18 protein-coding genes and 1 riboswitch are annotated in these 17113 nt (G+C 42.5%); of the genes, 13 read left to right on the forward strand and 5 right to left on the reverse strand.

The genetic code is table 11. The features are described from left to right. Positions 1 to 12: 12 nt before the first annotated feature. The gene (locus ACWPWY_RS22715; RefSeq protein WP_454193758.1) at positions 13 to 1644 is read left to right on the forward strand and encodes a putative polysaccharide biosynthesis protein; all 1632 of its coding nucleotides are present in this window, start codon (positions 13 to 15) and stop codon (positions 1642 to 1644) included. 51 nt (positions 1645 to 1695) lie between these two features. On the opposite strand, the gene ACWPWY_RS22720 is transcribed toward ACWPWY_RS22715, so the two are convergent. Further along, positions 1696 to 3006: a DUF2515 family protein gene (locus ACWPWY_RS22720; protein WP_454193759.1), complete on the reverse strand. Its 1311-nt coding sequence runs from the start codon at positions 3004 to 3006 to the stop codon at positions 1696 to 1698. A 139-nt stretch (positions 3007 to 3145) separates the two neighbouring features. Here ACWPWY_RS22720 and ACWPWY_RS22725 point away from each other — a divergent pair, with 139 nt between their 5' ends. The 8 genes from ACWPWY_RS22725 (at position 3146) to ACWPWY_RS22760 (ending at position 11222) form a co-directional block, all read left to right on the forward strand. Then, the gene (locus ACWPWY_RS22725; protein WP_454193760.1) at positions 3146 to 3490 is read left to right on the forward strand and encodes a thioredoxin family protein; all 345 of its coding nucleotides are present in this window, start codon (positions 3146 to 3148) and stop codon (positions 3488 to 3490) included. Between the two features lie 256 nt (positions 3491 to 3746). Further along, positions 3747 to 4691, forward strand: a complete 945-nt coding sequence (locus tag ACWPWY_RS22730; protein ID WP_454193761.1) for a COX15/CtaA family protein — start codon at positions 3747 to 3749, stop codon at positions 4689 to 4691. Positions 4692 to 4853: 162 nt separating this feature from the next. Beyond that, positions 4854 to 6629: a UbiD family decarboxylase gene (locus tag ACWPWY_RS22735; RefSeq protein ID WP_454193762.1), complete on the forward strand. Its 1776-nt coding sequence runs from the start codon at positions 4854 to 4856 to the stop codon at positions 6627 to 6629. Between the two features lie 58 nt (positions 6630 to 6687). After that, on the forward strand, positions 6688 to 7407 hold the full coding sequence (locus ACWPWY_RS22740; protein WP_454193763.1) for a Cthe_2314 family HEPN domain-containing protein: 720 nt from the start codon (positions 6688 to 6690) through the stop codon (positions 7405 to 7407). Between the two features lie 111 nt (positions 7408 to 7518). Then, positions 7519 to 7650, forward strand: a riboswitch (SAM riboswitch). Between the two features lie 100 nt (positions 7651 to 7750). Beyond that, positions 7751 to 8776, forward strand: coding sequence for a methionine ABC transporter ATP-binding protein (locus ACWPWY_RS22745; protein ID WP_454193927.1), 1026 nt, complete (start codon positions 7751 to 7753; stop codon positions 8774 to 8776). Next, positions 8763 to 9431 (forward strand): methionine ABC transporter permease, encoded by a 669-nt coding sequence (locus ACWPWY_RS22750; RefSeq protein WP_454193928.1) that lies wholly within the window; start codon positions 8763 to 8765, stop codon positions 9429 to 9431. The genes ACWPWY_RS22745 and ACWPWY_RS22750 overlap by 14 nt, the downstream gene beginning before the upstream one ends. Positions 9432 to 9480: 49 nt before the next feature. Further along, complete coding sequence (locus ACWPWY_RS22755; RefSeq protein WP_454193764.1) at positions 9481 to 10320, forward strand: MetQ/NlpA family ABC transporter substrate-binding protein; 840 nt, start codon at positions 9481 to 9483, stop codon at positions 10318 to 10320. A 131-nt stretch (positions 10321 to 10451) separates the two neighbouring features. Then, positions 10452 to 11222, forward strand: a complete 771-nt coding sequence (locus ACWPWY_RS22760) for an SDR family oxidoreductase (protein WP_454193929.1) — start codon at positions 10452 to 10454, stop codon at positions 11220 to 11222. Positions 11223 to 11269: 47 nt separating this feature from the next. Here ACWPWY_RS22760 and ACWPWY_RS22765 read toward each other — a convergent pair whose 3' ends face one another. Further along, positions 11270 to 11518 carry a NifU family protein gene (locus ACWPWY_RS22765; protein ID WP_191801972.1) on the reverse strand — a complete coding sequence of 83 codons (249 nt, stop codon included), beginning with the start codon at positions 11516 to 11518 and terminating at the stop codon, positions 11270 to 11272. Positions 11519 to 11599: 81 nt separating this feature from the next. On the opposite strand from ACWPWY_RS22765, the gene ACWPWY_RS22770 reads away from it, so the two are divergent. Then, positions 11600 to 11851, forward strand: coding sequence for a YuzB family protein (locus ACWPWY_RS22770; protein ID WP_454193765.1), 252 nt, complete (start codon positions 11600 to 11602; stop codon positions 11849 to 11851). 18 nt (positions 11852 to 11869) lie between these two features. On the opposite strand, the gene ACWPWY_RS22775 is transcribed toward ACWPWY_RS22770, so the two are convergent. Next, on the reverse strand, positions 11870 to 12931 hold the full coding sequence (locus ACWPWY_RS22775) for an NAD(P)/FAD-dependent oxidoreductase (RefSeq protein ID WP_454193766.1): 1062 nt from the start codon (positions 12929 to 12931) through the stop codon (positions 11870 to 11872). 178 nt (positions 12932 to 13109) lie between these two features. Beyond that, positions 13110 to 14216, reverse strand: a complete 1107-nt coding sequence (gene mqnE / locus ACWPWY_RS22780; RefSeq protein ID WP_454193767.1) for an aminofutalosine synthase MqnE — start codon at positions 14214 to 14216, stop codon at positions 13110 to 13112. 363 nt (positions 14217 to 14579) lie between these two features. On the opposite strand from mqnE, the gene ACWPWY_RS22785 reads away from it, so the two are divergent. From ACWPWY_RS22785 to ACWPWY_RS22795, 3 genes are all read left to right on the forward strand, one after another. After that, entirely contained in the window at positions 14580 to 14939 is a 360-nt protein-coding gene (locus ACWPWY_RS22785) for a HesB/IscA family protein (protein WP_454193768.1), read from the forward strand. Positions 14940 to 15138: 199 nt separating this feature from the next. Then, a complete protein-coding gene (locus tag ACWPWY_RS22790) occupies positions 15139 to 15924 on the forward strand; it encodes a hypothetical protein (protein ID WP_454193769.1) in 786 nt (261 codons plus the stop codon). 219 nt (positions 15925 to 16143) lie between these two features. Then, positions 16144 to 16533 (forward strand): VOC family protein, encoded by a 390-nt coding sequence (locus tag ACWPWY_RS22795; RefSeq protein WP_454193770.1) that lies wholly within the window; start codon positions 16144 to 16146, stop codon positions 16531 to 16533. 66 nt (positions 16534 to 16599) lie between these two features. Here ACWPWY_RS22795 and ACWPWY_RS22800 read toward each other — a convergent pair whose 3' ends face one another. Then, the gene (locus tag ACWPWY_RS22800; RefSeq protein ID WP_160034799.1) at positions 16600 to 16827 is read right to left on the reverse strand and encodes a hypothetical protein; all 228 of its coding nucleotides are present in this window, start codon (positions 16825 to 16827) and stop codon (positions 16600 to 16602) included. Positions 16828 to 17113 lie beyond the last annotated feature (286 nt).

Consider the following 17113-nt stretch of genomic DNA (forward strand, 5'->3'; position numbering starts at 1 on the left):
GGGAATTACGTCTTGTCTAAAAAGGAATCATTCATCAAGGGTACCATTATCCTTGCTGTGGCAGCACTTGTTGCCCGGCTGCTTGGGCTTGTCCAGCGCGTTCCGCTTGAACACTTGCTCGGAGATGTGGGGGACGCCTCTTTTGGGGTTGCGAACAGCGTATATCTAATGCTGCTTACGGTGGCTACAGCTGGTATTCCAAGTACACTCAGCAAAATGGTTTCCGAGCGCTATGCGCTGGATAAACCTGAAGAAGCCAAACGAATTTATCAAGCTGCACTTATTTTTTCCGCATTTGCTGGGATTGTAATGACGATACTGCTATGGACATTAGCTCCACTCTACGCAACTTATGTTGCCCAAGTTCCAGAATCGGCTTTAGCCATTCGTGCACTGGCTCCGGCGTTATTGTTATTCCCGACTATTGCCATGATGCGCGGCTACTTCCAAGGTCGCAACAACATGACAGCAGGCGGAATCTCGCAGATTGTCGAACAATTTGCACGGGTCGGTACTGCAATCTTGCTTGCTTATATTTTATTAAGAGCGGGATATGGAGATAGTGAGGTTGCTGCAGGTGCAACTTTCGGAGGAGTACTCGGTAGTGTGGGTGCATTCGCAGTAATGCTGTATTTCACTAGGAAACAGATTCGGAAAGATCGAGAACTCGGTCTTCATGATCTGCAAACTGCGCAAATCCCATTATCTCGGATCTATCGTGATATTTTCACACTTTCTATTCCGATCGTACTATCCTCGTTAGCGGTACCAGCTGTTAACTTTATTGATTCATCCATTATTAAACCTTTGATCAGCGGTCAGGTCGGATCGGATATGTCGACGACGATGCTTGGTATTTTGACAAACCGAGCTCAGCCCGTTGCGGGGATTCCACCAATTCTGGCAATTGCACTTAGCACGTCTCTTATCCCGATTATCTCGGCAGCATTTGCAAGAAAAGATGAAGCGCATTTGCGTAATCAAGTGACGCTGGCTATGCGGATCGCTATCATGACAGGGATGCCAATGGTTATTGCTCTCTGTGTAGCTGCTTATTCGATTAATGGTCTCTTGTTTAGTAGTTTGGATGGCAGCGGAATTGTTGCTTTATTGACATTTGGGACGATCTTTCAAATTACAATGATGACTTCAAATTCCATTCTGCTGGGTATTGGCAAACCAAGAATTACCATGATAACCGTATTTATCGGGATTATGGTCAAGTTGGTGTCCAGTTTTATCCTTGCTCAATTTTTCGGAATTTACGGGATCATTATCTCAACGGGTCTTGCTTTCTTTATCATCACATTACTTAATATTCGTGTACTCAAAAAGACAGTTGCCTTCTCCATTCTCGGTAAGCGGTGGATTGGTTTTCTGATTACTGTGATGATATCCAGTGCGATTGGATATGGACTTCATCAGCTTGGACTGTCTATGGTAAACGTGATGCCAGCAAGAGTGGCGTTTCTACTGAACTGTATCATCGTGGGAATTGTTGTGGTAATCAGTTATTTCGTTCTGCTTATTGCACTGCGCGTACTTCGTCAGGACGAGCTTACCAATTATCCGCGGATGATTCAGAAGGTGCTTCGGCCTTTGATGAGATTACAGCGAGGTAGTAAGCAAGGTAGTAAAGAATAAAATAAAAAGAACGATCGCTTCTGTCTGTGAACTGAAGCTTCGTTCTTTTTTTTATGGGATCTTATGGTTATTTCTCATTTCGCTCAAATCATGAACAATGCCAAGTTTCCATAGCGCGAATCGGTGCCGGTAACTCACATCAAATATACGTGGTCTCCTTGGGAGGTTAAGGTGGCCTAGAGTATCTGTATGAGGAGTATGGGTAAGCCAGTCCTCTCGAGTTATTTTCTCATAGGGCATATCATACCAAGCTTTATATAGCGTAGGACTATATATTTTATTGTCTGCAGAGAGAACATTTTTATTACTTAACGCAGGGGTGAGCAGGGGTTCATCCCGTTTCTGACCATATAGGGAAGTGTAATATTTAGGCCAATATTCACTTCGGGAACCTTCGTGAGGGATTTCTTTAGAAAAGATGGTGGCTCTCTCTAGTACCTGCGAATATCCGAATAACAGGGCATACAATGCCTTACCAAATTCGATCCGTTCATGAAGTTTATTGAAGTGAGTAATCGTCAAACCAACCAATTCCTGATCCACACCAAGCGGAATAATAATATGATTAAGTCCAGCCAGTTCATGGGAACGAAAAGAGAGTGTAGCCGTAACATGTTGCTGATAATAGGGATTTCGAATAACCCGGTTCTCAATATAATTTTGCTCGTTAATAATGAGACCGACGGTCAAGATCTCACTGTTGCGTTCAAGCCAGAATTGTTCCCAAAAAGGATTCATAAAGGCAGAAACATGAAACTCGGATAGCAAATGAAAATAGCTTCGACCTTTTTCTCGGCTTTTCATATATAACATCAGCTGCGGATAGGCATCCTGAAAAATTAGTGCATTACACCGTTCTAGGAGAAGATAAACTTGTTGATTATCCTGACTTTTCAGTACATTCTTCAAAAGTTCGCTCTTTAGATCGGTCATATTGTAACCTCCGTTTCGAGATACAAAATGAGCAAGCAGAGCCCAGTGAAGCTCTGGGTAAGCCTCATAGCAAGCCAGATAAGCAGCAGTTCTTGTTATATTACTTTGATTATGCTGCTGAGTTTGCTCCATGATCTCGCGTACGAGTTCCAGCTCTTCCACACTATATGGATCGAGCTGACTGCTCCGCATAGAAGCAGGCTGGACTCCGCTGGCGCGTACACTAGCAAGTGTTTGTTCCAATTCATTCATAATCCAGGAAGCAGATGAAGTAGGCCAGGTGAGTGGACGAATCGGATGACGCAGCTGTTTCGATGACTGAATAGCGGCCTGTTTACCGCGAATCACTTCTGCTGCAGTCAGAGGCAAGGTCTTTAACATTTGCCAAATCGCGTCTAAAGAATGGACAGTAGATTGCTGACTTTTCATCTTTTTCTTGCCTCCTCTTTTGCTACAGACTTTGCCTGGTTATATAATAGTATGTACGAATGATTTGACTTCCACTCGTCAAGAATGATTCACTAAACCAGAAGATATATACGAGCTGTAACTAGAGAGGATGATAAAGATGAAAAAAATTACTTCTAAAGCGGAATTCGACGTTCTAACTCAATCTTCTAATTTGACGGTCGCTGTCTTTAAAGCAGACTGGTGCGTAGACTGCCGATTTATTGATCCCTTCATGCCTGAGGTAGAGCAGGAGTTTTCTCAGCTCCTTACCCTGATTGAAGTCGATGTAGAACAAACTGGCGAATTAAGCCAGGAACAGAACATTCTAGGAATCCCTAGTTTTGTGGCTTATGCAGATGGACGTGAGCTCATTCGTTTTGTGAATAAAAATCGCAAATCCCGCGAGGAAATTGTAGAATTCCTTCAACGTGCGGTTGAAGTGTATCAAACACTGCGCAGCTAATTATGATTACAAAAAACACCGTGCTCTTAGATAAAGAGAGTGCGGTGTTTTTTTTGTGATAGGTAGAAATAAATTTCTTGGGTTCTAGAGAGCAATGAAAAATGTTACGTTTGAACAGGCGTTAAGATATTGTCACAATCCCCTTATGTTTCGAATTCTTTTATCCGTTATAATAGTTAGAGTTGCTGAAAATGGCTATATAATCAGCATGCGGAGAGTTATTTCCGCCATATCATATAATTGCAGGTGAATAAGGTTGAAGCATATCAAACTTTTAAAATGGTTTAGTTTTGTGACTACGCTGTTCATGTTTTTTGCTACATTCGGCGGCGGTGTAGTTACACGTACGGATTCGGGCCTTGGTTGCGGGAATGAGTGGCCATTATGTCACGGGGAATTTGTGCCAGCCCATACACTCGCTTCGCTCATTGAATATTCACACCGAATTGTCAGTACGTCAGCAGGGCTGCTTTCAATTACTACATTTGTACTCTTTATGCTGTATGCTAAACAGCGCCGTGATCTACAAATTTTTTCACTTTTAACATTGTTCTTCGTTGTTATTCAAGGGATGATGGGAGCACTCGCAGTAGTATTCTCCCAAGTACCCGCTGTTATGGCATTACATCTTGGTTTTGCCATTATTTCGCTTGCAAGTTCCTTGATGACTACTCTTGGCGCAAGGCAAGAACAAAAATTTGGCGGACTCGCTAAGTTCGATAGCCTGCCGCGGGTAAGTAAACAATTTCGTAACTTGGTGTGGCTAACGATGATCTATTCATATATCGTTGTTTATACAGGAGCTTTTGTCAGCCATACCGAGTCAGCAGGCGGCTGCAGCGGATTCCCACTCTGTAATGGAGCCGTGATTCCTGAACTCTCAGGCGGTGTAGCTGTTGCATTCTTGCATCGTGTTGCCGCGTTTTTCCTTGTCGTCATTATTGCTGTCCTCAGTCATTATGCTTACCGGCATAATAAAGGGAACAGGGAGCTGCAAATTCTTGGGATTACAGCGATCACGCTTGTAATTATACAAGTGTTGTCCGGTGTAGGCCTCATGCTTACAATGGATCGTCCTGAGATTTACATGTTTGTTGTACTTGCTCATATGACCATTATTTCGGTATTGTTCGGGCTTCTTGCCTACATGAGTTATGTGGTATGGAAACTGGCTAAGCCGGCAGGTATCCATCGCTCATAAAAGACATCATAAATAACTGGATACAATAGATGTATCTTGGAAAAAAATAGCCGGACAGTGTACAATAAATGCTAGTGCCTGTCCATAAGGCTACATATGCAAATGACAAAGTCCACGAATTAGATTCGCAGGGCTTTGTTTTATAAAGGAGGATCTTCCACATTGATTTATTCAAATTTACGTGAGTTTGTAACCAAATTACAACAGGAAAAAGACCTTGTTATTATCGACGCGCCTGTTGATCCTTACTTAGAAATTGCAGAGATTCATCGACGTGTCATTGAGGAGCAGGGACCTGCTTTGTTATTTACAAACGTAAAAGGAACTCCTTTTCCGGTACTCACGAATATGTTTGGAACCAGCCGTAGAGTAGATATGGCATTTGGACCAAGACCTGAAGAACTCATGAAATCCATTGTTGGTGCAACGAAAACACTGATGCCTCCAACAGCTAAAGCGCTCTGGAATGAACGAGGCTTGATTAAAGAAGCCATAAAAGTGGGTTTAAAAACAGTGCAGCGAAGTGATGCACCCATTTTATCTGCTAATCAGACCGAATCCCCTCTGAAGATGCTTCCGAAGGTAACGAGCTGGCAGCTGGACGGAGGTCCATTTTTAACATTACCGCTTGTGTATACAGAACATCCTGATGATCATAAAGATCATAACCTCGGGATGTATCGTATTCAAATTTATGATGATCATACGACTGGCGTACACTGGCAGATTCAAAAAGGCGGCGGATTTCATTACCATGAAGCGGAAAAGCGCGGACAAGGTTTACCGGTGTCTGTCATCCTCGGAGGTCCACCAGCTCTTATTGCGTCTGCAATAGCTCCGATTCCGGAGAAACTTCCGGAACTGCTCATGGCTTCCCTGATCATGGGGGACAAGCTGAAAATGGTGGATGACCCTTTCGGAGGACACCGTATGCCGGCTGAAGCAGAATTTGTAATCAAAGGAATCGTGCCGCCTCACGAGCGTAGAATGGAAGGACCATTCGGTGATCATTTCGGTTATTATTCTTTGGCTCATGAGTTCCCAATCTTGAACGTGGAGCGGATGTGGCACCGTAAGGATGCGATTTACCCAATGACGATTGTGGGTAAACCTCGACAAGAAGATTATTACCTCGGAGAATTCGTACAGCGGTTATTATCTCCCGCCTATTCCATTGTCATGCCGACAGTGAAAGATTTATGGGCATATGCAGAAAGCGGAGTTCATGCGCTTGCTTCTGCTGTTGTACGGGAAAGCTATTCTCGCGAGGCATTAGTTTCCGGATTCAGCATACTTGGACAAGGACAATTGTCTTTGACTAAATTTTTGATTTTAACCGATCAGGCAATTGATTTATCTAACTTTACGGAATTGATTGAAACGGTACTGGAACGGTTTGATCCGCAGACGGATCTGTTTATTTTTGATCATACTTCACATGATACGCTCGATTATACCGGTCACAAGCTGAACCACGGAAGTAAGGCCATCTTAGTCGGTGTTGGAGAGAAAGTGCGTGATCTTCCTCGCACATATGAAGGTGGATTTGTGAATGAGATAACCGATATCAAACCTTATTGCGGCGGGGTACTGCTTGTGGAGGGAGCTTCTTATGAGGAAGAACCAGAACTTGCAGGCCGGCTCGTAGAACGTTTTGGGGCACTGGAACAGACTTGGCCGCTCGTGATTCTGGTCGATCATGCACAAGAAACAGCGAAGAACCAGATGTCCTTCCTATGGACTGTGTTTACTCGCTTTAATCCAGCAAGTGACATGTATGCAGATATTTCAGTGAAGCGGAATCACATCGGTTACTCCTTGCCAATCGTTATAGATGCACGGATGAAGCCAGGTTACCCTGAAGAAGTTATTCCGCGGGAAGATATTGTGGAACTCGTCGATTCGCGCTGGAAATCATATTTTGCAAAGGTCCAATAAGAAGTAGGGATTCTGTGTGCCTTGATGGGGGAAAATGAGGTGCAGGGAGGATGTTTATATGCTGCGTACTTTATTAGGTGAACCACCCCGGGTGAACTCGGGATACTTGAAAGAAGCCATGGATGCGATGGTGCGTATGTTGCAGTTGCTTATCAGTGAAATAAAAGAGAGTACCGATCCAACACATGATTATCGTGAATTGGAGATATGGACCCGTGGACTGATTACATCATTAGATGAACTAGAACAAAGTTCTTTTGCTGCTTCTTTTTATGCGGCGAAGATCCATGCAGCCTCAACGGATGATATGGGACCGGATGAAAAATCTGATTATGCCAGATACGTATACTTTTACAAGGACGGCTTCATTCGTATGTTTGCAACCTTAGACAAACTGGGTAATGTTTTAGATGACTGGTATCATTTAGAAACATCCAAAATTAAAGCGCACTTTTCCTATTTTACGGTTCTAAAACAGCTCGAAGGACAGCCAAAGCATAAAACCCTTCTCATCCGATTAAGCAGCCTGAAAGATAAGTATCATCAGCCCATGAATCGTCTTCGTAAAAGGCGCAACACCGAGATTCATCATATGAATGTGGAGATGCAAGATGATTTGTGGCAAAGGCATCAAGCACTGCATGGAAAAGTAAAACTAGAAGATCTAAAAGCATTTACTTCCGATTTGGAACTTGGTGTGGACTTGGTCTCAAGAAGTTTACATGAATCATTTGAGTACATGATTAGCACTTGGAAAAAACAAACGGTCCGCGCATAATATTTTCCTTTGACAAGTGTTATGAAATGTCATATACTTTCACTAAGTTTCTGAAACAATTAATTTGTTTAGCAAATGACAACATTCGACATTATTCATAATTGCATATCATTCTTATCGAGAGTGGCGGAGGGACAGGCCCTATGAAGCCCGGCAACCGATTCTTTATAGAGCTTTTTTCTATATAGGATGACATGGTGCTAAATCCTTCAAGATCATACATTTGGTCTTGGCAGATGAGAAGGAATCGTCTAACTATTGATGCCCTCTTTTTCTGTGAAAAAGGGGGATTTTTGTGTCTATGAGTCAAAATGAGAATGACCGCAAGCAAGGAGGTACCGTATTGATTGAATTAAAAAATATCCGCAAAGATTACGGACAAGGAAAGCAGGTAACTACTGCCTTGTCAGGTCTAGATTTGTCTATTAACAAAGGCGAAATCTTTGGTGTGATCGGTCATTCCGGAGCAGGAAAAAGCACCCTGATTCGGTTGATTAATTTGTTAGAGCGTCCGACATCGGGAGAGGTTTATGTAGACGGCATTAATATGACGAAATTGAATAAATCGCAACTTCAGGCGCAGCGGCGTAAAATAGGGATGATTTTCCAGCATTTTAATCTGCTGAGTTCTGCCACGGTTTACGAGAATATTGCATTTCCGCTGCGATTAGTGAAAACGGACCACAAGAAAGTGGATCAAAAGGTGAAGGAATTACTTAAACTGGTTGGACTTACAAACCACAGTAACAAATATCCTGCTCAACTGTCCGGAGGACAAAAACAGCGTGTGGGTATTGCAAGGGCGCTGGCAAGCGATCCTCAGGTTCTGCTGTGTGATGAAGCGACCTCAGCGCTTGATCCGCAGACAACGAACTCAATTCTCAAGTTGTTGCTTGATATTAACCAGAAGTACAATCTCACGATTGTACTCATTACCCATGAGATGCATGTAATTCAGACCATTTGTGACCGGGTGGCTGTCATTCATCAAGGTGGGATTGTGGAAGAAGGACCGGTGGCGGAAGTATTCCTGAAACCGCAACATCCCGTTACACAAGAATTTATTTTACGGGAAACGGAAGTTAGTGGTTTAATGGAGGAAGCCATTCAGGCTTCGCATTTAGATCATTCACAAACGGTAAAAATCACCTTCCTGGGAAGTAAAACCTATGATTCGATTCTATCGCAGACTGTGCGGCAAACTGGAGTAGATTTTGCCATCTTGCAAGGAACAATCTCTACAATCAAGCAGATGCCGTATGGTCAGTTGATGGTTCGTTTAGAGGGTCATCCTGAACAGATTTTAAGAACGGTTGAATCCTTGACTCTGCAAGGTCTTGAAGTGGAGGTGCTACATCATGGGTCTTGATTTTTCCGTAATTAATTGGGATGAGATTCAAACAGCTACCTTAGAAACACTAAGTATGCTGGTTGTATCCGGTATCTTTACTTTTATTATCGGACTGCCGGTTGGAATTATTCTATTTTTAACTTCACGATCTGCTTCAACACCAAATCGTGTCATATACACTGTACTTTCTTTTATCGTAAATATTTTGCGTTCGGTTCCCTTTATCATTCTGATTGTGGCCATGCTTCCCATTACAAAAGCGATTGTCAGCACGACAATAGGGGTTGTGGGAACAATCCCGCCGCTGGTAGTTGGTGCAGCACCTTTCTTTGCAAGGCTCGTCGAGACTTCTCTGCGTGAAGTGGACAAAGGGGTTATAGAAGCATCGCAAGCGATGGGCGCTTCTACGGGGCAGATCATAATGAAGGTGCTCATGCCGGAAGCTCTTCCTGGTTTACTTGCGGGAATTACGATCACGGTGGTTACACTAATATCCTACACCGCAATGGCGGGGATGGTTGGCGGCGGGGGACTTGGTGCTCTAGCCATTAACTATGGATATTACAGGTATGAACGAGAAGTGATGATCGTAGCGGTTGTCGTTATGATTATTCTTGTACAAGTTCTGCAGATGGCAGGAGACAGATTAGTTAAACATTTTACACGTAAATAGCAATTCGCTTTAGGAGATAGGGATTTACTATACTTAGGAGGGTTTAACGATGAAAAAATGGTTTTTATCTAGTCTTACGCTCGCATTGGTACTGGTTTTAGCTGCATGTGGAAATGATTCTGCTGGTAATGATACAACAGGAAGTGGAGACAGTGGTCAGACAGAAAAAAGAGTCACCCTTCGAGTAGGAGCATCACCTGTACCGCACGCTGAAATCTTGGAACAAGTAAAACCAATTCTCGCAGAAGAAGGTATTGATCTGGAGATCACCATCTTCAATGACTATGTACAACCTAATGTACAGTTGTCACAAAACCAACTGGATGCAAACTTCTTCCAGCACAAACCTTATCTTGAGAACGAGAATGAAACACGCGGTTTGAATTTGGTTGCTCTTAACAATGTTCATGTAGAACCTATTGGAGCTTATTCCAACACCATTAAATCAGTAGATGAATTAAAAGAGGGAGCGAAGATTGCAATCCCTAATGATGCTACGAACGGTGGTCGTGCACTGATGCTGCTTGATAAAAACGGAGTTATTAAGCTGAAAGACAACACGAATGTAGAGTCTAAAATCAGTGACATTGCGGAAAATCCGAAAAATGTAAAAATCGTTGAACTGGACGCAGCTATGCTTCCAAGACAACTGGGTGAAGTAGATCTCGCTGTAATCAATGTAAACTACGCTCTTGAAGCTGATTTAAATCCACTTGAGGATGCCTTGTTCATTGAAGATGAAGAATCTCCTTATGCGAACTTGCTTGTCGCTCGTGAGAACAATCAGAATGATGAAGCTGTACAAAAGCTGAATGCTGCTCTGAATTCCGATGCAATCAAAACGTTCATTGAAGATAATTATGCGGGAGCGATCGTTCCTGCATTCTAAAATTACGAAGAACCTGTACTCTGTTCACAGAGGCAGGTTCTTTTTTTTTAGAAATGCCTCCTTTCTTTTCTTATTACTCCAGCTATATTATACTGAGTAGGAACCGCTCTTTTTAGGAGGAGGAAGGGATGTTGGACAACAAAGTCGCTCTGATCACAGGAAGCGCAAAGGGACTTGGTAAGATGACAGCACTTCGGCTTGCAATGGAAGGGTATGATATTGCCCTGAATTATGTGCATAGTCAGAAGGAAGCTGAGGATTTATGTGCAGCCATCAAAAAGCTGGGTGTGCGTTGCATCGTAGTACAGGCGGACATATGCAAGCCAGAAGATATAGAACGGCTAATTACAACGGTTGAGCATCAGCTTGGTGTAGTGGATATACTTATAAACAACGCTGGTCCTTTTATTAGGGAGCGGAAGCTGTTTTCGAAATATACGCAAGAAGACATTATCATGTTAACACAAGGAAACCTGGTGGGGACGATGTTGTTAGATCACCGGGTACTTCCAGGCATGCGGAAGAAGAAATGGGGGCGGATTATCCATTTTGGTTTCAGTCATGCGGGTGAAGCGAGATCTTGGCCTCAGCGGGCGGTTTATGCCTCTGCAAAGGTAGGACTTGTTTCTTTTACAAAGACACTTGCTGTCGAAGAAGCACCTTATGGTATTACCGTCAATATGATTTGCCCTGGGGATATTCGGGGAGCGCATAAAGAGATGACCATTGATGAGGTAAGTGGGTTGATTGATAAGGAGACACCTAGAGGAAGACCCGGAAGCGGAGAAGATGTGGCAAGAGTTATTCATTTTCTATGTCAGGATCAATCGGACTTTATAACAGGTAATATTATGGATATCTCAGGAGGACTTGATCCGATTCGTCCTACGATTACAGAATAAAAAAGAGAGTCCCATATTCGGGACTCTCTTGTATGCTTAGGGGATGATTAGAATACTTGAACTACTTCATGTACGCCCTCTACTTCTTCAACGAGTGCGCGTTCAATCCCTGCTTTTAATGTAATGGTGGAGCTTGGGCAACTACCGCAAGCACCCATTAATTTCAGCTTAACGATGCCGTCTTCAACATCAACCAATTCCACGTCACCGCCATCGCGCTGCAGGAATGGGCGAAGTTTATCAAGAACTTCTAGAACTTCATCATACATGGTGCTGCTTTGTACGTTTTCGCTCATATTGTCAACTCCTTTCCTTCCCTTTATTATAGTACAATTGAAGTCAAAATAAAATGGTCAAAACTGAAGCAGGTGAATAATTTGAGACCCATTATTGAATTTTGTACCAACAACATGCATTTTGGAACGGATGAGGTCCTCGAGGCACTTGAAGAAAACCTCGATTACGACGTGATCGAATACGGATGCCTCACCAATTGCGGACAATGCAGCAACACTCCATTTGCACTTGTGAATGGTGAAGTTGTCACAGCAACAAGTGCAAAAGAACTGCATGAAGCCATTTTGTCCAAAATTGCAGAAGCCCACGCATGGGATGACCTGGATCTTTAAAGGAAGAGATTTCCTTAATTAACCTAGATGACGTTTCGACATCCAGAGGACACCGCTTTTTAGTATCCGCGGAACACGTCCCATCATCGATGTCTTACCCATAAGCCCAAAACCAGCTTTCTTGCCGAGTGCTCCTAGAGTACCGCGCAGTTTGAGAGCTTCGGTTTTGGGTTTTTCATTCTTCCAGAGTGCATGAATAATATGTGCAATGTGCTCTCCTTGAACTTCTGCAGCCTGTGCGCTTGGTGCAAAAGGAAGGCTTGCACAGTCACCCACGACATAGACTTCAGGATATTCTGGGATTTGATAATATTCATTCAGAGTAACCCGGCCTTGGGGATCTTTCTGAACATTCAGATCACGGACCATTTTTACAGGCTGAATTCCTGCTGTCCATATGACCGCATCCGTTACGATTTCTTCCTCCCGATTATAGATGGCATAGGGTTCTACCCTCGATACCGAAATATGATTCTTAATCTCTACCTGATGTTCTGCGAACCATTCTCCTACATAAGCAGATAAGCGTTGCGGAAAAGCGGATAAAACACGATCACCTCGGTCCAAAATGGTTACATTTAGATCGGATCGGCTTTCTCTGATTTCAGCAGCGATTTCAACTCCGCTGAGTCCTCCTCCTACAATGTGAACTTGACCATAAGGTTTGATTTCACTAACGCGAAGATAGGTCTCACGTGTACTTCGGAAGCTTTGAATGGTGTTACTATATTCTTCTGCACCCGGGGTTCCATGAAAACGGTCTGTGCACCCAAGACCAATAACTAATTGATCATAAGGGAGGGGGTCCTCATTTTGAATTTGAATCAATTTTCCTTCTAAATCAATAGATTCAACTTCACCATATTTATAGGTTAGACGTTCATGAACAGGGTACTGCACACGCAGATCATAATCAGATACAGTCCCTGCAGCAAGTGCGTAATATTCAGTTTTGAGCCCTTGAAAAGGCATACGGTCCACAAGGACAATCTGGGTATCATTTGGGATAGAGCCTTCAAGAAGATGTTTAATTACGGTAAGACCGCCGTAGCCGCCTCCGAGGATAACGATGTTTTTCATGACGATATAACTTCCTTTCTTATGCGATCTTGCAAAGATGTTAGTTTACGCTCGGTCATGATATTAAGGCCGATGGGGATGATGGGATAATGAATGTAATCTGCGGAAAACAATAAAGTGGATTCAGCCCTAGGGTACAGAGCTGAATCCAATGGAAATTCTTTCGAAGGTCAAATGATTATTCGAAAACTTCAATCTCATTGTAGAAGGTATCACGTTCAACGGGAATACGGCCCGCACCTTTTACAAGCCAGATGAGTTCTTTACGAGTCAGCCCTGCAGGTGTAAGCGCACCAGCAGCGTGACTGATCTGTTCACGTACAATTGTACCGTGCACATCAGATGCACCAAAACTGAGAGCTACTTGTGTTAATTGAGCACCTATATTAATGAAGTATGCTTTCACATGGTCAATGTTATCGAGCATCAGTCTAGAGATCGCGATGGTTTTAAGATCTTCATATGCTGAGTTACGACGCATTATACCGGCATTTTTACTTTTCGGCTGCATGGAGAGCGGAATAAAGACCATAAATCCACCCGTTTCATCTTGAAGCTCACGAATCTGAAGCATATGTTGAATTCGATCCTCGTAGGATTCGACAGAACCGTAAAGCATTGTTGTGTGTGTCTTCATACCAAGCTGATGAGCTGTCCGATGAACTTCGAGGTAGCGATCGACATTGGCTTTTGTTACTTTCATTTTCTGACGATATTCATCAGATAGAATTTCCGCACCGCCACCTGTGAGAGATTGGAGTCCTGCTTTTTGCAGTTCTTGCAAAACTTCTTTGACACTGAGACCGCTGATCCGTGTGAAGAAGTCAATTTCAGCTGCCGTGTACGCTTTAAGTGTAACATTCGGATATTTTTCGTTCAAAGCACGCAGGGAATCAACATAATATTCGAATGGCACATGAGGGTTATGTCCACCAACAATATGGAACTCCCTAACACCAGGATGGATGTGCTGTTCTACATAGTCAATCATCTCTTGTCCGGAAAGGGTGTAAGATCCATCTTCCCCCTGATCTTTTCTGAAGTTACAGAAAGCACAGCGAGCTTCACATACATTCGTAAAATACAAACTCATATTTTCTATGAAATATACTTTTTTACCGTTTTTGCGCAGATTTGCTTCATTGGCAAGTTGTCCGATCGTAAGAAGATCATCGCTCTCATAAAGATAAACACCGTCTTCCAGTGTCAAACGCTGTCCATTCTGTACTTTTTCGATGATGGCAGCCATTTTGGTATCTGTAAATGGTGTAATTAATGTAGACATGCTAATTCCTCCTGAGTCATGACTTTATGTTTTCCATAATAAAATGATTCAAAGACCAAACGGTAGTCATGTTAAGAATGTGAAAAAAGTTACAACTAAAATCACGGCTACAAAAGCAGATTTCTGTGACAATTCTTCGACACTTCCATGTACAATTCCCTACTATTATAAACCTCACATCCGAGCGGTTCAATACATAGGTGTAAAAAGCTTGTTCACTTAGGGGTTTTATTCCATCTTCATCCCTTGAGGTAGGAGAACAGGTGGAGTATAATTCTACATAAGATATAGGAAACATATCATTCTTACGTTACATTGGACGTGAGATGATTGATTCTTATTAGATAGAAGGAGGTATGACCGATGATTACCATTAGTGATACAGCAGCAGAGCGATTGAAAGAAATGTTAGAGCAACAAGAAACACCAAATATGTTTTTGCGTCTTGGCGTAGCACCCGGTGGTTGCACCGGATTTTCATATGCAATGGGATTCGACGATAACGAAACAGATCAAGATGTATTTATGACGATTCAGGATATGAAGATCGTTGTAGAGAAAGACAGCCTTCGTCTACTAGAAGGTTTGGAAATCGATTTTGAAGAATCCGGCATGACCGGAGGATTCACCATTCATAACCCGAACGCGATTGCCACTTGCGGATGCGGTTCTTCTTTCCGTACAGCGACAGACGCAGGGAAACCAAACGAAGAGCCTTGCTAAGATCTATTTTAATAGCATGAAAATTTCGTAATGATTAAATGGGTAGGATGATACCTCCTGAACCTGAGTATGACGAAAGTGATACTTAGTTCAGGAGGTTTTTTGTTTTTTTAGGAATGATGTAGACTCATCATAATGATCGTATTCACCGATATCTTTTATATAAGCAGGTCTTTGTACATAGAAAAAGGGGACTAATATGATGGCGAATAACATAAATAGGGTCATTAGAACTATACTTGTCGTGCTGATTATTTGCGCAGTTCTGTTAATTTTGGTGAAAAAGGTGGTTGAACCTGTACTTTCGGATTACATCGCACAGCCCATTTCTGAACATATAGCGAAAAAAGCTTCAGATTACTTAGAGTTACCGCCCTCACCTGAGACGCTTAGGGAGTTTAAACAGGAAGCACTAGGCTATGATTGGTATGATTCAGAAGGTCAGTTAATCGTGGAGTATAAGCAGCTTCCCAATGCTACAGAAGGAACGATTACTGTATCGTACTCTGAGACATTTTTGTTATTTATGCGACTAAGCTCTTCATCCAATAAAGTGGTTCATTATCAGGAGCCCTATGAGACGGAATTTTTTGTTTCGACAGAAGATGGGGATATAGAGCAGATGACGACTGAATATGCAGATGGCATAGAAACGGAACAGCCTGAAGAGACCGATGAGTTAACGTCAGAAAGCGAGAACGTAGAAAGCGAAGCCGTAATAGCAATAGAAGAAACTGCACCGCTACAGGACGAATTCTCGCAGGAAACAGAACAACGCAGCAAGGACAGCGGTGAGGCAATTTTAACAAACGCAGAAGCTTCTACCGAAGTTACTTCCGAAGAGCATGGTGTTGCTTTATATGTAAATGGTTCTTATTTTGATGCCTTTTTAAATAAACAGGATGCGTTAGAGCTTGCTGCTTATGTCGAAAATGCAAAGATTATAGATTTGGTCACGAGTCGTGTCGTATGGGAGAGTAAATAAAAAGTGATGTACATAGATGGGTGTCATTCATATGTTAATGATAAAAGAGGGTTGGGTATCACACTAAGTGATGCTGACAGCTCTCTTTTTAGTGTATTTCGCAGATTTCGTAATTTATATCAACAAGGAGCGCAGGATATGTTAGCATATCATTACAGACTTTTTTGTAATATATTTCCTGTGCAGATATACAAAAGAAATAGAAGAGGTGCAACCATCATGATTGAAATGGAACGAATCCATCATGTGAGTTTGGCTGTTCGAGACTTAACGAGGGCTCATCAGTTCTATTCTGAGAAATTAAAATTAAAACAGATAACGCGGCCTCCTTTTGATTCCTCGGGAGTTTGGTACGCGATTGGGGAAGGGCAGCAATTGCATCTATTGCAGCACCCAGCAGGAGAGACACTTCGGATCAGCGGTGTGGATACAACAGATGGGCACTTCGCTGTGTGGGTGAAAAGTTATGAAAAAACGAAGCAATGGCTTGAATCTGTAGGAATCCCTTATGAAGCAAGACCCAACAGTGTGGCTGGATTTGCTCAAATTTTCATTCTCGATCCAGATCATAACATCATCGAATTCGATGCACCGTATTCATCATCATAGCAAGAAATAAAAAACGACTACATCAGAGCGGATAACTGCTCCGTGTCATGTAGTCGTATCTATATATTAAACCTCGGTTTGAAATATAACGGTATCTCTGGAGTAATGGTGTTCCATCCCATCCTCACTTCTAACTCGAACCTGATCATTAGAAAACATCTCTACATATCCGCGAGCGATTTCGCAATACACGCCTGCGGAATCTTCCTGCCAGACGGAAACGACGGTTTGAGATAAGGCGGCGGTAAAAAACTCTATGTTTTTTTGCAACGTTCTAGATTTGTTAGAATTCATCGTATCCTCCTTCTATTAGGTGTCAATTTACGTTCTAATGCCCTAAAGAGAGCTGACGTAAACACTTTACCTTCTCTCTACTCTATTGTAAAGCATTCGATAGAATTTGGCAGACTAGTGCTCTAAACTTTATGATCTCTTCATCCTATCTACGATATATATATGCAGCGAAATGGAAGATTTTACATGAAATTTACGTAAATTTAACATAGGGATGATGATTGACTCTTTTAGGAAGGTTTACAATATAATGAGCTACTATAATGATTCTTACTGTGAGGGGTCT

It is taken from the genome of Paenibacillus sp. Marseille-Q7038, from assembly GCF_965111595.1.

Bases quoted from the DNA above. Each gene is read 5' to 3' on its own strand.
- ACWPWY_RS22725 (WP_454193760.1), top strand. From the start codon at position 3,146: ATGAAAAAAATTACTTCTAAAGCGGAATTCGACGTTCTAACTCAATCT.
- ACWPWY_RS22795 (WP_454193770.1), top strand. From the start codon at position 16,144: ATGATTGAAATGGAACGAATCCATCATGTGAGTTTGGCTGTTCGAGAC.
- ACWPWY_RS22785 (WP_454193768.1), top strand. From the start codon at position 14,580: ATGATTACCATTAGTGATACAGCAGCAGAGCGATTGAAAGAAATGTTA.
- ACWPWY_RS22765 (WP_191801972.1), bottom strand. From the start codon at position 11,518: ATGAGCGAAAACGTACAAAGCAGCACCATGTATGATGAAGTTCTAGAA.
- ACWPWY_RS22800 (WP_160034799.1), bottom strand. From the start codon at position 16,827: ATGAATTCTAACAAATCTAGAACGTTGCAAAAAAACATAGAGTTTTTT.
- mqnE (WP_454193767.1), bottom strand. From the start codon at position 14,216: ATGTCTACATTAATTACACCATTTACAGATACCAAAATGGCTGCCATC.
- ACWPWY_RS22740 (WP_454193763.1), top strand. From the start codon at position 6,688: ATGCTGCGTACTTTATTAGGTGAACCACCCCGGGTGAACTCGGGATAC.
- ACWPWY_RS22775 (WP_454193766.1), bottom strand. From the start codon at position 12,931: ATGAAAAACATCGTTATCCTCGGAGGCGGCTACGGCGGTCTTACCGTA.
- ACWPWY_RS22720 (WP_454193759.1), bottom strand. From the start codon at position 3,006: ATGAAAAGTCAGCAATCTACTGTCCATTCTTTAGACGCGATTTGGCAA.
- ACWPWY_RS22790 (WP_454193769.1), top strand. From the start codon at position 15,139: ATGATGGCGAATAACATAAATAGGGTCATTAGAACTATACTTGTCGTG.
- ACWPWY_RS22755 (WP_454193764.1), top strand. From the start codon at position 9,481: ATGAAAAAATGGTTTTTATCTAGTCTTACGCTCGCATTGGTACTGGTT.